Origin of the sequence: Pluralibacter sp. (genome assembly GCF_019237635.1) — a bacterium.
Taxonomy (GTDB): domain Bacteria; phylum Pseudomonadota; class Gammaproteobacteria; order Enterobacterales; family Enterobacteriaceae; genus Enterobacter_B.
In genome coordinates this window covers 1-14340 of record NZ_JAFAGS010000101.1, presented here as the reverse complement: position 1 = coordinate 14340, position 14340 = coordinate 1, and the positions used below count along the sequence as shown (strand labels likewise).

Genomic DNA, 14340 nt, shown 5'->3' with positions numbered 1-14340 from the left:
TGGGCATGTCCCGTCCCCGTCACCACCGCGCGATCATTTGCGCCTGTGGTTTTTTCGCTCCAGGGCTCGACCTGATGGCATCCACTTCCTCTGCCGACACCTCCTCCTCTTTTGACGCCCTCGGCCTGAGTACCACCACTTTCGTCTCCGGCTCCAGTCCATCGACGCTACCGGTTTTGAGCTGTTCAATCAACGATGCCAGCTCACGTTCTCCCTCGGGGTCGCTCCCGTCGGTCTGTCCGGGCCGGGTCACCCGGATCTTCACGTAAGGCTGTTTCGATCCTTTCGCTACTTCAAAATCGAATTTCTTTTTCTTCATCATTGAATTGGCTTCAGGCGGATAGCCTTTTTCAAGATGCAGCACATAGCTTTGTTCAACGTTAAACGGCGTCCCTTCAGGAAACAGCACTTCTTTCTCGCTCGGAGCATTACTGATCCCTTCAATCAGCGATCCGCTGACCTCCCCCGGTTTCACCATAATCAGCGCCCCTTTCACCATATAACTCTTGGCGACCGCCGGATCGTAAGAGGTACTCATAAACCCCGGGAACCGGGCATCGTTGCCCTGTTCAAGTAATGCCTCGGCCACGGCAACATGACTGCCGTGCCAGAGCGTGCCGGAATACCGTTCAAACATCGGCGATTCAAGCGCCCTATGGAGCAGTTCAACCGTCTGGCGATACTCACTTTTCGCTTGCGAGCGCTGGCCGGGAGTGAGGTATTGATTTCTCTTCAGCAGAGCCTGTAGGTGACTCTCCATCTCCCCCGCATTTTTCGGCGGCGCGAACCCACCGTAACCCGGGTTGATCACAACGGCCCCGTTGCCGGTGTAGAAGCGGGTGACGGCCAGCAGCATCCCTTTAAGTAAAATATCCTGATTCTGTTTGCTGTCGCCAATGGCATCAAGCAGGTAACTGGAGCGCGCCTGTGGCGTCTTTTCAATTGCCACGCGATCCAGCAAATTCACAAACGGATCTTCTCCGTGATAAAACGGATCCAGCTTAAGTTGGCCAGCCAGCATATTCGTCCCCGGCTGTGTCAGAAACAGATCCCAGATATCGTTATGGTTGTCGTGATTGAACACATGACCCAGGGAGTCTTTTTGCGTGGACTCAGCCAGGAGCGAGGCCGCAGCATTGAGCATAGACGCGCGTTTAGCCTCAGGCAGAGCGTCAAGCCAAGCCGTAACCGCCGCGTCTTTTTCCCCATCCAGAAAAGGCGTGCCGGGGGCGCTACGGGCAGGACGCGGCGGTAGCTCTCGCTCCCGCGCATTATAGAGTGTGAGATCTTCTCTATTTTGCGGTGCATACAGGATCCGTTCTGACGCCAGCCCGGAGATATCTTCTACTTCCCCACCGCCGGCAACTGCCTCACCTATTTTCAGCAAGTAGTCATCTGAAGCATATTGCGCCGGATATCCCCTGCCTGCGGTAATGAACTGGTCAAACTCATCCCGACTGATGCGAACGGCGTCCTGCGCCGGCAAATGGATCTCTTGCCCCTCGAGAATAAGGGTTTTGGCTTCCAACGCAGGCAGGTCAATATCCTCAGTCATCAAATCTTCATAGGCGCGCAGCCAGTCACCATTCTGCCTTGCTCCCCAGACCATTTTTGCGTCACTGGGTACGGCCGTAAGCCCCTGCTCATCAAACTCCATGGCATAGGCATCCAGTGCCCCCATAATTTCGGTAAAGCTGTGATCGCGTGCCTGGATCATCCAGCCCAACAACAGCAGCCTGAATGCCTGGGCTTCAGCAACAGGCAGATTAAACAAACGGGCAATTTCATACATATAGGACGTGGTACTGGACGGACCGGCAAACATCGGCAGTTTTTTATCCATGTTCTGCTGACGCCAGTTCACCACCAAAGGTTTTTCTGCCCCTATTGAGGTCATCGACTTATCGTTGATAACAAAACCGCCGTACCCCGATTCATGTTGGTCGCGTTCCCTGAGGGAGAATGAATGGCGTCGATACGGCGGCGGCTTTATCGCCTGCAGCATGCCCTTAAACTTGAAGCCCGTCCCTTTATGCGGATCGCTGCTTGGCCGGTCGCCAATTAAATCCGGTGACGTTTTGTTGCCCAATGCTTCCGCGGCGTTCCAGTCGACGTATTTTAGCCACGGCCAGCCGTGAGGCTGAGTGGTGATCGGCTTCGACATGGCCGGCGGCGCCCCCGCCGTTGAGCCGGTAAAAATATCCAGACGCGAGTTGGCTTCTTTGCTGTCCAGCAACGACTCATTAGCTTCCCCCCCGAGCTTGCGCAGTGTCTGCGGGTTGCGAAAAGGGCGGATATAGCTGTATGCCAGGCTGGTCAACACGCGGGCATTAACCTTGCTTTCATTCAGCAACGCGTTCATTTGCTTTGCCCATTCCGCATTATCGTTGCTCCACCCTTCCAGGAAACCGATCCCGGAATCCGGATTGTTTTTTACTACGGAAAAAGCAGGATCGTAAGCCTGAGCAATCGCCGTCTTTTCCAGCGTTCGGCGCAAAAAAGAGCGTGCGATATATTCCACCGCAGGGAGTTCAAGCAGGTCGTTACCCAGATGATTAAACTCAAATGCTTGGTTTGCCTCAGCTATTTTTTCCACCGCCTGGGCAACCACGCTCTCTTTTAGAGATTTCTCTGCTGTGGGGAAAAGACTGTCAACCTTATCCCGAATGATATTCTCAATATTACCTTCATACTCTGCCGCACGTATAATGGCTTTATTAAACTCTTCGATCGCTTGCTGTAGTTGTGGATTTTCTGTAGGCATCAGATTATTTCCTTTGGGGTTAAGTTATATTTTGGGTGGTGCCTCTAATTGGTTGAATCTGGTGTATAATGCGGGCTTTTGAGGTTTTCCCATGGCCAGCGTTTATGTTCATTGCCCCCGTTGTCAGTCCGCTCAGGTTTACCGCCATGGTCAGAACCCTAAAGGCCATGACAGGTTTCGCTGATGTGGCGCTTATCTGTGAACTCGACGAGCAATGGAGTTTCGTTGGCAGTAAAGCCCGGCAGCACTGGCTCTGGTACGCGTACAACACCAATCTATTGTCACCCCCTTTTTTGCAACACTGATTTTGACTTATGACAGGCTTGCTTAAATCTATTCGGCGTCTGGTGAACAGTAATTACTCGCGCCACGATGAGTTCCGCGCCTGCTGAACCTTAAAAACAGGTCGGCTTCAGAGAGCCATTTGATGTTCCAGGTTCATCGACAGGCCGATAGGCCGTTCATGTCATCAATAATCAGTCTTCGCAAAACCAGATAGTAACTTGTTAATTAATTGATTTAATGTCCATTTTCGTTAGGTTTTCATTTGCTGAACTCCGTCTGATGTGCCGTAACTGCCCAGGCTATACGTGCCAGTTTGTTTGCCAGAGCGCATGCCACAACGTTCGAATGATGGCTGGTAAGCTGCTTTTTAACCCACTCAGCCAGACGTCCCGGATTATGTTCCAGCCGTCGCATAAAAGCCCGGGCGCACTGAACAAGCAAACTTCTTAATATCTTGTTCCCTCGCTTGCTGATACCCATTAGTGTAGGTTTCCCACCCGTACTGTATTGTCTGGGGACAAGCCCCGTAGATGCAGCAAAATCACGGCTACTGGCGTAATTTTTACCATCCCCCAAACGGGTAACCAACAGACTGGCCGTCACAGTACCTGTGGTGGTCTCAGTCCGGAACAGTTTGAAAACCAGAACCTCGCTTAGGAGCGTGTCCACATTACGTGGGTAGGATCATCTGAGATTTTTTGGCCACTGACTAAAAGTTGGACTGGTTTCTCCAATGTGCCCATGAGTTACAAAATACAGTCTGGTGTTTTCGCCCAAGGGATGAATATCATCCTTCTTCCCTTTAATATATTTAACATTATCTGCCGTTCCCCTTGGGTCCCAATCTAGTTGAATTGCTTTGCTATCACCGGAAAATTTACTAAACAATCGATCAGCTAGCAATTGTGTATCTTGGTCGTTAGGTGCATCCGCGTCCTGAAGACGTACGATGTAATTGAAATCAAATTATTTCTTCTTAGTATCATACATAAAATCCACCTTGATGTAGTTTAACCGGCACTGTTGCAAATAGTCTGTGGTGATAAACTTATCGCCACCTTTTGCTGAGGGAGCAGTTTAAGCAGTCAGCAAATAGAAGTGTTCTGCGACTGGCAATCCATCACTTTGTGGGTGTTGGTATTGCCCTTTGCATATCATGTGGATCAGTTCGATGCCTGCCAGAAGCGAATGTGCCGATGAAACGGTTTAAATCCCAGCATCTGTCGTACCCGACGCTTTATATTACTGAGTTCTTGTTCCACTTTTAAATATCAGTGGGATAGCGCTAATTTCCCCATTATCTCACCGGGGTCTGAATTGATGGCATAGGCAACATGGCCCTGGCCCAAAATCGCAAAAAATAGCATGTTACCTGACAACACCTTAATACGAAAGAACCGCATTGTGAATCTCATGTCAATAATGTGTTCTCTGCGGGAGATTATATTTCTTATACCCTCCTGAAGGCATAAGATCCTATATCCTCACGACCTAACAAGCTTTCACAGGTGTTATGTTCCGCCAGCGCAAAACCCTGTTCAGCAAACCAGCTGACAAGTCCATCGTGTGTCCAGTACCAGATATGTTCTGTTTTTTTGAAATGCTTTGACCGCAGAACATGGTCCCCACTGGCAAAAGCAGGGACAGAAACAAAAACCCAACGTCCAGCGCGTGCAACGGCAATATCAGGGCGGGCAATGTGCGCCAGACTCTCCCAGAAGGATAATGCCGTATGGCGTCCAGCGTACAGGTCAGCCCATAACCCGCGGCGCTCCAGCCATTCAATACCTGCCGGGTTCACATCATAACCGCAGGTATTCTGCCTGCTATCGACGAATTGACCGGCCCCGATCCCTACATCAAGCACGGGACCGGTATAGTGCCGTGCCACTAACTGGATGCGAGCGGCCGTCAGTTCTCGTCCCAAATCCGTATCAGCCATTGCCTGATACTTTGCAAAATACGCCGCATCATACGGGCGGTTATCAGACATAACGGGAAAATGTCCCATACCAATTTCAGGTAGCCATATGAACCCGCGATGCATTTTTTCAGTGAACAACTTCATTTAACCACCTCGTAAATTTTTCTTCACCCATCCCGATTATCTCCCGGCGTCCGTCCGGGCTGACCGCGCAGGCGATTATTACCGCCACGCTGACCACCCGACCGTTTTTGCGCAACTTTACGCAGGTCGCATCCCGCCACAGGCGAATCATTCCCCTTCCAGCGGTCGCTGAAGGTAGGCCTGCACGCTCTCATCGATGCCACGGCAGAACCTGTCTGCGGGAGATACCGGTCTATCGACTGGACCAGAGCGTCAACCTTGCGGGTGAAGACACCGTTATGCGTAAGATCCGATTTACTGAACATCTGTTCATTGGGCTGACTCTGGTTGAGGGGCTGTATCCCCTAGTATGCTACACGCCAATTTATAAACTTCCTGACTTCCAGCCTCTGAACAGAAGCTATATAATTCTTTAATGCGCTTCTCAAGATCATCATCCTCAATATCACCGTCTGCATATTTTTCTTCTAATGAACCAAGTTCTGCAATAGCCTGATGGTCGACATCCGTTAATTTTCCGGCCTGTGAGGCCGCCAGTTCCTCTATATTTTTTAACATAGCAATGGCTTTCACTGGAGATTCAGGTAGATCTAACCTTTCTTCCGTCCTGGCGCCTGTCTCATCCAGATGGCGTATAGCTGCAGCATGAACGCTTTCCATTACCTTGTGTTTTTCTTGAAATGAAAATTCAGAAAAATCAATTCCCCCCAGCATGGCAGAAATTATTTTTATTTCCTTTAGTCTAACCCCTTTTTCCCTGGAGCAGGCTCTTGAAAGTATATCCATCTTGTCAATCACATAGTAGTCTTTACCGCGGGCGTGAGTATTTTTGACTCTCCCAATTTCTGGATTTAAAAATTCAACCGTCATCCCAGCCATAGGTACTTCCAGCGCACTCTCTCGTGATGCTCCTAAGTTAATTGCCCTCTCGCCGAACATTCTACATACTTCCCGATAACCATCCACGGATTTAACAGCAACATCAACATCTGCTGGTTCTATATCTGCCCCACGGAAAGCCGCCGCAGCACTACCAATAATAACATACTCTATACCAGCGCTAGTTAACGCCTCACGAATGGATCTCAACGCGTCTAAAAGCTTCGAATCTTGAGTCGATTGAGACATATCACCAGCCGCTCCCGCAGGGAGTTGGGGCATTAATTGCAGTGGTTCACGCTCATCATTCTTTGGTCTGGAGTTATTTGATTCGTCTTTGGTTTGCTTTTTATTCTTAAACGCTAACATAGGTGAACTCTCCGTAGTACGTTTTACAGTTATGTTCCAGAAAGCTGGTAAGATTGCTATTTACATGGCGCTGGGTGAAGTTTCATGTATATCCTGTCCCTCATCAACTTGTAGACTCAAATTCAGTTAACAGGATATGGAACCATACACACCAATAAAACTATCAAAATAGTGAAATAGCTTCGAGTTTTGGTCAGATACTCGTAATGAAAAACGCAGAAGGTTTATGGATTTTTCTTCTTGTAATATGCAAATGGATCTGCATAAGCATTTTGAGTGGGGGCATCTCTTAAATGCAATTTTGAGAGAACAGCATCTTTAAATCTACTCCGGCAGAAAAGACCTTCTATAGTTTTGTACTTCAAACCTACCTGGTTTAATCTCTTTAAAATGTGTTTCAAATCCGTACGTTCCGTTACTGATATCACATCAGCGTCTGAGTCATCAGCAATCTGACGTATATCTTCTGGGGTATCCAGCTTATAACTGGATAAATTGTAATTTTGTACCTTACCAGGACCATTTAGTGTTTCTCGAGGCAGGAATAGATTCATGGCAATATTCTCCGTCCCTGGGTCTTCCAATGCCTGACCATTACTCGTAAAATAAATAATCTTTTGCCCCCCAGCCAGATTAAAATAATCTATTTGTCAATGCTTGACTACCATGAGATGTAATTATAACACGTTCCAGTTGATTACCCGGACTCCTATATAAATCAAAGGTGTCAAAAGATTGGTCCGCCAACACTTTACGACCTTTGTTCTTAGATGAAGCATTTTTATAAGCACACATATTGCACCAACCATTACTGTAGTGGATAGTTAGACATGTAAAGCCAACTGTTGTAGAAAGATGTTCTTTTAATTGATGGAGTTGTCTAAAACATCCTCCCTGAATTTTAAGATATTATACTGCGTAGAGATTTAAGAGTTCGTTGGTACTTTTTCTTAAATGGTGGGAATAGACAGCTGCACGTGATCCTATTTACCCGCTGGGTTCAGCGTTATCGTCGAATCCTGTTAGGTTATCGATCTTTGCAACAGCGCAGGGAGAATCCCGTCCATCGACTTATCCCATGGTCGGGGGAAACCATGGAAACAAAGAACATCGGTGTCAACCGGTATTTCCCCATTTCCCTGTGAGAACCTGGCATGCCAGCCAGGCATGCCAGGGACTGCCACATGCACTTTGTAGGATTTCACCGGGTTACCAAAGCGGGCGATATTTCTGCCACATATCGCCTCAATCACATCCTGATCCCCCCTGTATTTACGCATCCACTTTTGCGGATCGGCTATCCATGCTGACCAGATGCGCATTTTCTCATGATGGGGAATGAACATCATCCCACTTGCGGGTTTGGTCGGGTAATAGAAATCAGAAAGCATGCGGAAACACCCATCCGTGAGGTATGGCTGCGGGCTGTGTATCAGCAAGGTGTCTAAATCGAAGTACAGGATGTCATCCTGTATCAGTTCTGGATCAAACAACGCCATTTTAGCGAACCAGCCCGGCCAGTCATGAGCAAGCTGAAGTGTCTCTATCCCTTCCACAGCAACATCTGTCAGGCAAACAGCATGATAAGTACCAAACTGGCGGTGTAGACGCTGAACGTGTTCAGGCCGGTATTCACCTCCCGTTCTCAGTACTGTCATAATCACGGTCATCGGAATCCCTCCGTATACTTGATACGCATTTTGTCAGGATCCTTAGAAATACCGATGGTGATAACCTTGTTATTATGCCGTTCATGAGGAAGCCGGTGATACTCCAGAGGCATGCGCCCAATACTGACCTTCCCCGCAAAAGAAGCAATCACAACATCAAATGCCGCTTCATCAGTACCACCAACCGCATCAGCCTGTTTTATCCAGGCATCACAGAGTGCCTTCGTTTTATCGTTAGATTTCCATCCCATTACCGATACATGCCAGGCCCGCCCGCGAACCGTTGAATGCGGGCGCAGGAACAAATCATCGCTATAATCCATCAGTATGCATGGCAGCTGATGGATATCACTATCTGCATCCATCCAGACGATTGAAGGGTAAAGATTCAGCATCATTCGAATGTAACGAGCCTTGATGCGTGTATTTTCCAGCCAGTCAGCGCCCGACGCCATCTGGCGGATATCATGTTTCAACCCCATGGTTTCAAGCTGTTTCCGCAACCGCAGAGCCAATTGAGGATACTGCCAGTTATCGGTAAAAAATGACACAAATACGGTCTCAACCATTACGCAACTCCTCCATTGAATCAGATCGGTAGTCCCTGTTTGATAAAAAACGGATGCAACCAAACTCTCCCCCCACCGGATAATTCCTCACTATATTGTCAAATTGTAAGCGTCAGGAGTCGCGTTATTTATGTTTCCACCAACTGATGTCATTTCGTTCGTTTTTTTTGAACGTGGTATTGACATGGCTACCGTGTGATATAAGCCCAGTAAATTGTGTCAAGAGGATGTAATTAAACAGCCCCATTTCGGTGTGGCCAACGGTCTTTTCGCGCCGAGATGCAACGTCTGCCACATTCCTGGCCCACGCATCCAGCATCGCCCTGATAAAGCGAATCAGCATTTCCCGACTCCCGCCCAGTAAACCGCAATTCAGCAACTGATGAGAGGCAAACTGATGGATAAACGCCTGTATTGTGGAGGCGGGATGTTTTAAACGCATCCATCGGATGTCAATCTGACAAGGTTCATCTCCGCAATAGAGATAATTACCCATTTCAGGGAATGGATTACGCAGCATTTCAACGTCGGTTGCATCCACACAGAAAGCTCTGTCAATTTCAGGATGTTGCAATAGATATTGATAAATACTAATCCAGCGTTGCCAGTAAGGTCCTATACTCGTTTCGACGTTGATATGCGTTATCGTTGGCGTATCTGGAACATCCAGACAGTCATGTAAAATAACCAGAGGCTGAGAGCCCAATGATTTGATCAACGGTTGCAGGGCAGCATAATCGGCTTTCCAGTGATAACCACGTTCAAGGTCGACCTGCCTGTTAAAAAAACAGGTAATAACGACATTATTTTCTATCTTTGGCATAGCGACTTCGTGGTAAGGAATAAAGTCTGAACTTTTTTCTCGCGCCGCCAGAAGAGGTTTATTCCGAATTAATTGTTGACGACGTTCTGATATTAGCACAGATGAAGCGATAGCCTTGTGCTCATCGGCAGACCAGAATAATCCCTTACTGCATGTGACATCCATAAACCGAAAGGATGTTAATCCTGCATTGTAAATGCGCCCCGACAACTCAATATGTTCTTCTCCCCATTTACCGAATATCGGATCCATTCCCCCCACAACGTCAAGGCAACGACGTGCAAAATAAAGCATGCATCCTCGCGCGTGGGACCAGGCATTTATTTGACTGTCCGAATACAGAAGAATGGCATCATTAATTTTTTTCCCCGTGGCAAAATTCTCAAACATATAAAACAAATGAGGTTCACTGGATGCGACATACGGTTTCCACCAGTTTCCCTGCAGAGGGTATATATCGTCATCAAAAAGAAATATGTGTTCACACTCTTCCAGCAACGCGAAGCATTTATTTTTAGCCCGGGCTATCCCCACATTTTCCTCAAAGCGATATGTCGCCCCCTCTACCGGAATATCACTGGCATCATCCACGACGACAATTTTCGCCCCCTGAGGCGAAAATCTGGTGATCGCCTCCATGGTCTTTTTCAGCATGTCCGGACGATTGTGTGTGGTCACACCAATTCCTATTCGGCCCACGGGTGTCTCCTGACAGGGAGGGACTGACAGACGTTCTTCCGGGTGAGCATTAAAACTCATGTGTTTCTCCTTTCCGGCGTGATCTTGTTGCATAGTGGTTCCACCAGTATTCGTACATTCTCTCCTGCAAAAAAGACACGCGCATCCATGATGTCATTATCGTAATACGTTGTTATATTGCGAAAGAAATCAAGAAGCTGGTTTTTATTTTAATGCGTGGAAATAAGTGCTCATTGTGATATGAACTTGCCGGGTAATAAAATAAATTATGTATACAGGGCCAACGCATCATCAAGATTCATAACCGTGAAACAGTCCAGTTCCGTTCTGGCAGAACAGTTAATAATATGATGGCTACCACGAAACTGACCTGCCGTGTTCCTGAACTCTTTTTTCCATCGTTCAGTCTGAACATGTCCCGGATTAGCTAAAGAAGCATGCTTACCATGCCAGTGAATACCATCGCGTACTGAGCAGTCAAATCCCAGCAGTAGGATATTCTTGGCACCCAGCCAGGTAGCAAAATGAATAGCCAGTTGTCCGGAGTTAAATGTCCCTCCGGCCCGGACAGGACAATACTCCAGATGATACATTCTGCTTGCTTTGAGATTGTTACTCCAGCGTTGAGGGGGTTCCGGGAGTGTATCGATATTTGTCTCCCACCACCGGTAGTCAGCCGCAAAAATATAATCGCAGTCAGGTAAGATTTCCCATGACGAATTCACTGTAATTACTTTCGCTCCCGAGGAGTTAGCTTTCACACAATCAGCATGCGTAAGCGAGGGCCCTGAAGCACAGATAACAATAGTCTCATTAATTCGTTTCATAAAGTTCCAGAGCGGGTCAACGCCTCTTGTCAGCCACGATGATGCATCACCTTTGGCATCTGCTCCACCCTTGCCTCTGTCTCTGCCACCTCCGGCACCACAACGTTACGGTCCGTCTGTGAAACCGGCACAGTCACCGCATAATTCAGCACCAGCCGCGGACGGTTGCCCAATGACTGCCAGAAGTTACCGAGGCTGTTCAGCTCTTCCTTCGGAGGAATGACCCGGGTAAAGGCCCCCGGAATCCCTGTCAACTGCCGGTTATTGATCAGGGCATTCAGCACCTGGTTCATAATGATCGTGGCCTGGTTATCAGGCCCTCCGTTCGGTCCCCCGTCAGTCGCCGGTTGATCCCAGTACATAATGAGATAATTACAGCAGACATTGACCCGTCCCGGCAGCAATACACTGCCATTGTAGGATCGTGATTCTGCCGTTCTGAGCTGCAAATCCTCGTAGATATCATATAAAAACACGCTGACGGTGGGCAGGGATGGCGGGACGTCCGGCTCCGGTAAGTCAAAACGGATATCAACGCTGTCATCCACATACTCCTGCAAGGCGGTTAATATCGCCTGGTTGACGCTAATAATGGCATCATCTGATGCTGTCTGAACAGCCATAGAGAAACTCCTTTCACAGGTAGGAAATCAGTAAGAGATACGTCCGATTTTTGCCAGTTCGCGTTTCATGGCAAGGCGGATGTGGCGATCGCAAATCGCCCCGGTAGCCTCTTCCGCCGCCAGCCAGGCGGACAGCAGGGCGATATTGCGGATATTCGCGCCGGTCAGCGGCGCCGTACTGGCCAGGGCGGCAAAATTGACATCTGGGGCAAGCGTCATACCTTGTGGCCATATCCGTCGCCACATCTCTTCCCGTAGCGGGGTGCCGGGGAAATCGAACCGGGTGATAAACGTGAAACGGCGACTGAAAGCATCATCCAGGTGATTACGGTTGTTGGTGGAGAGAATGACCAGGCCAGGATGATTTTCCAGACGCTGCAGCAGGTACGCCACTTCAATATTGGCATTCCGGTCCTTGGAGTCCTTCACTGATGTACGTTTGCCGAACAGTGCATCCGCTTCATCGAAGAACAGCACGCCCGCATCGGCCTCCGCCAGATCGAATATCCTCGACAGATTTTTTTCCGTTTCGCCGATGTATTTATTCACCACCGTGGATAAATCCACTTTTATCAGATCAACGTCCAGTTGCCCGGCAATGACCTCCGCCGCCATGGTCTTACCGGTACCGGAATCACCACAAAACAGTGCGCTGATCCCGGTGCCGTAGCCAATTTTTGCCCCAAATCCCTGCTCCAGCACCGTATCACGGTAGCGGGCCGCTACCAGGATTTCTGTCAGTTGTTCCCGAAGCTCAACAGAGACCACCAGGTCATCAAACGTGCGTTGCGGCTCCCGGCGTTGCGCCAGGTTGCCGAAATTCTTGCGCGCATGCATCCGCAGTGCCCGGTTCAGATCGGCGGCGCTGACAGCGCCCGTCCCGCCCCGCAGATTACGGTAGCCTCTGGCCTCCTGCAGGATGTGTGGCAGAGTGTCGCGGGTAAAGGAGAACCGCCGACAGAATCCGGCAATATCCATATCCGGAGCAAAATCAGGGGAGAGCGCACGCTCAAGCAATACTGCCCTCTCCCGGCAGGAAAGCCCCGGCATGTCGAGTACCAACTGTGACACCCCCGCAAGCCGCAGATGTCCCGTCGACCTGTCGCACAATATTACCGCCCGTAATCCAGGTTGATGCAGTTGCTGCATCCAGCTCTTATCTTCCGTTTCTTCTTCTGTTGTGTCCCGCAGACTGAGTACCAGAATGGCATCACGCATCCGGACCTCACGAGTGGCTTCTCCCAGAATCCACCGTGCCTCCGGGGGGTTCTCCGGCAACTGTGACATGTCCAGAGACAGTATCGCCTGTCTTCTTTGTGAGGCCGCAGCGCGTAGCGCTGCCAATTGTCCGCTTTCTGCCGCGCCCTCCAGTATCAGTACCGGATGCATGCCTCCCTCGCACGTCTCATCCTGGGCCTGCAAAGCCGACAGGACCTCCACAGTACTGTGCAGTCCTTCTTCCGGGTCAGGTTGATACCACCTGGCACAGGCTGACAGTGGTGAAGAAAGATAATCATTACCGGTGAGGTAGTGGAAAATGCCGGTTGAGGTCAGGAAGAGCGACTGCGCCCAGTCCTCCCCTTGTTTCTCACCCGATTTTCTGACCGTAATAAGCTGAGATTGCAGTAACGGAGACTGCGGTAACAGGCTGATATGCTGCTCTGACAGCAGAACATGTTCTCCCCCAAACAGCGCCTGTACCAGCTCAAACGAAGGCAGGTTCTTCCCTCCACTGCGCTGCAGGGCGGCAAACAGATGAAAATAACGGCTGTCGAAATAAGGCAGCAGGCCCAGCAGCAGAATATCGGTTTCCAGGGCGGTCAGCTCAAACCGGTTTACCAGTTGTGCCAACAAACCATCGGCATTTTCCTCCTGAAACATCACATAGTCAGGCAGTATTTCCCGCCCGGACAACCAGTGTGGTACCCCTTCTGGCATCTCAGTACGCAGTTCAATCTCATCGTCACTGAGCAGAAACCCTTCCAGTACATGCGACTCCAGCCGATCCCGCTCGCGCAGAGCATAGCGTTGCAGACATAAATCAATCCGCTCCAGCTCACGAAAAAGAAATGCGCTGTTCCCGTCATTAACCCTATGATGGTGAATATTTAAGGGAATAATCGATTGTTCCATATTCAGAAACCTTACTATGATGATGTCAGATAATGACTATTCTGGTCTGGTTCCAAAACGAACCATCCGGTAAACATCACTCAGAATACCGTTGCGCAGGGCATATTTACGGCATACACCTTCCGTTTCAAATCCGAATTTTTTATATAAATTGATGGCCCGGTGATTATCGGAAAATACGATGAGTTCAAGGCGCTCCAGTGCCCAGTAGCGGTCACAAATAACCAGCATCGCCTGCATCAGGACACTGCCAATCCCTTTTCCCTGCCATTCAGGGGCAACACTGAGACTAAAAGAGGCAGCGTGCCGGCGTTGCATATCCTGCTCCGGCTCAAGCAGCAGATGTCCCACAACATCATCATCCAGACAGGCCACCAGGCTACATCCATTCAGGTTGAGTTCGGAAATACGCCTTCGTACCTCATCGCGTGACGGGAATAAGGGCAGCGATGCGTCTGCGGACAGACTGGCATGGGAAAATAACTGTTGCAGTGCAGAAATATCATGACTTTCACTGTGTCTGACAATAATGCCATTCATCTTCCTCTCCATTGCGTTGAGTTAGTGCATAACTTTCTCTGCGGCATTTATCAGCCGGACTTTAATAAACTCCTCATTCTCGGGCTGACGG

11 protein-coding genes and 4 pseudogenes are annotated in these 14340 nt (G+C 49.2%); 1 reads left to right on the top strand and 14 read right to left on the bottom strand.

The genetic code is table 11. The features are described 5' to 3' along the window. Nucleotides 1-19: 19 nt before the first annotated feature. Nucleotides 20-2764, bottom strand: coding sequence for an ADP-ribosyltransferase (locus JO226_RS11845; RefSeq protein ID WP_293583066.1), 2745 nt, complete (start codon nt 2762-2764; stop codon nt 20-22). A 91-nt stretch (nt 2765-2855) separates the two neighbouring features. Between JO226_RS11845 and JO226_RS11840 the strand changes: the two are divergent. Next, nucleotides 2856-3036: pseudogene (locus JO226_RS11840) on the top strand (IS1 family transposase); the annotation flags it as partial. A gap of 271 nt (nt 3037-3307) precedes the next feature. On the opposite strand, the pseudogene JO226_RS11835 reads toward JO226_RS11840, so the two are convergent. From JO226_RS11835 to JO226_RS11775, 13 genes and pseudogenes are all read right to left on the bottom strand, one after another. Continuing rightward, nucleotides 3308-3658, bottom strand: a pseudogene (locus JO226_RS11835) (transposase); the annotation flags it as partial. Between the two features lie 468 nt (nt 3659-4126). Next, nucleotides 4127-4311: pseudogene (locus JO226_RS11830) on the bottom strand (IS6 family transposase); the annotation flags it as partial. 188 nt (nt 4312-4499) lie between these two features. Continuing rightward, nucleotides 4500-5117 carry a methyltransferase domain-containing protein gene (locus JO226_RS11825; protein ID WP_293583065.1) on the bottom strand — a complete coding sequence of 206 codons (618 nt, stop codon included), beginning with the start codon at nt 5115-5117 and terminating at the stop codon, nt 4500-4502. A gap of 25 nt (nt 5118-5142) precedes the next feature. Beyond that, nucleotides 5143-5395, bottom strand: a pseudogene (locus tag JO226_RS11820) (transposase); the annotation flags it as partial. 31 nt (nt 5396-5426) lie between these two features. Beyond that, nucleotides 5427-6365: a hypothetical protein gene (locus JO226_RS11815; protein ID WP_293583064.1), complete on the bottom strand. Its 939-nt coding sequence runs from the start codon at nt 6363-6365 to the stop codon at nt 5427-5429. Nucleotides 6366-6589: 224 nt separating this feature from the next. Beyond that, on the bottom strand, nt 6590-6997 hold the full coding sequence (locus JO226_RS11810; protein WP_367273556.1) for a putative adhesin: 408 nt from the start codon (nt 6995-6997) through the stop codon (nt 6590-6592). A 390-nt stretch (nt 6998-7387) separates the two neighbouring features. Next, nucleotides 7388-8035 carry a hypothetical protein gene (locus JO226_RS11805; protein ID WP_293583062.1) on the bottom strand — a complete coding sequence of 216 codons (648 nt, stop codon included), beginning with the start codon at nt 8033-8035 and terminating at the stop codon, nt 7388-7390. After that, entirely contained in the window at nt 8032-8604 is a 573-nt protein-coding gene (locus JO226_RS11800; RefSeq protein ID WP_293583061.1) for a hypothetical protein, read from the bottom strand. Before JO226_RS11800 ends, JO226_RS11805 begins: the two co-directional genes overlap by 4 nt. Before the next feature lie 124 nt (nt 8605-8728). Beyond that, a complete protein-coding gene (locus JO226_RS11795) occupies nt 8729-10219 on the bottom strand; it encodes a glycosyltransferase (protein ID WP_293583060.1) in 1491 nt (496 codons plus the stop codon). A 173-nt stretch (nt 10220-10392) separates the two neighbouring features. Then, nucleotides 10393-10953, bottom strand: coding sequence for a hypothetical protein (locus JO226_RS11790; RefSeq protein WP_293583059.1), 561 nt, complete (start codon nt 10951-10953; stop codon nt 10393-10395). A gap of 29 nt (nt 10954-10982) precedes the next feature. After that, nucleotides 10983-11576, bottom strand: a complete 594-nt coding sequence (locus JO226_RS11785; protein ID WP_293583058.1) for a Pvc16 family protein — start codon at nt 11574-11576, stop codon at nt 10983-10985. Between the two features lie 27 nt (nt 11577-11603). Continuing rightward, nucleotides 11604-13709: an ATP-binding protein gene (locus JO226_RS11780; RefSeq protein ID WP_293583057.1), complete on the bottom strand. Its 2106-nt coding sequence runs from the start codon at nt 13707-13709 to the stop codon at nt 11604-11606. Nucleotides 13710-13745: 36 nt separating this feature from the next. Then, a complete protein-coding gene (locus JO226_RS11775) occupies nt 13746-14249 on the bottom strand; it encodes a GNAT family N-acetyltransferase (protein WP_293583056.1) in 504 nt (167 codons plus the stop codon). Nucleotides 14250-14340: the final 91 nt, after the last annotated feature.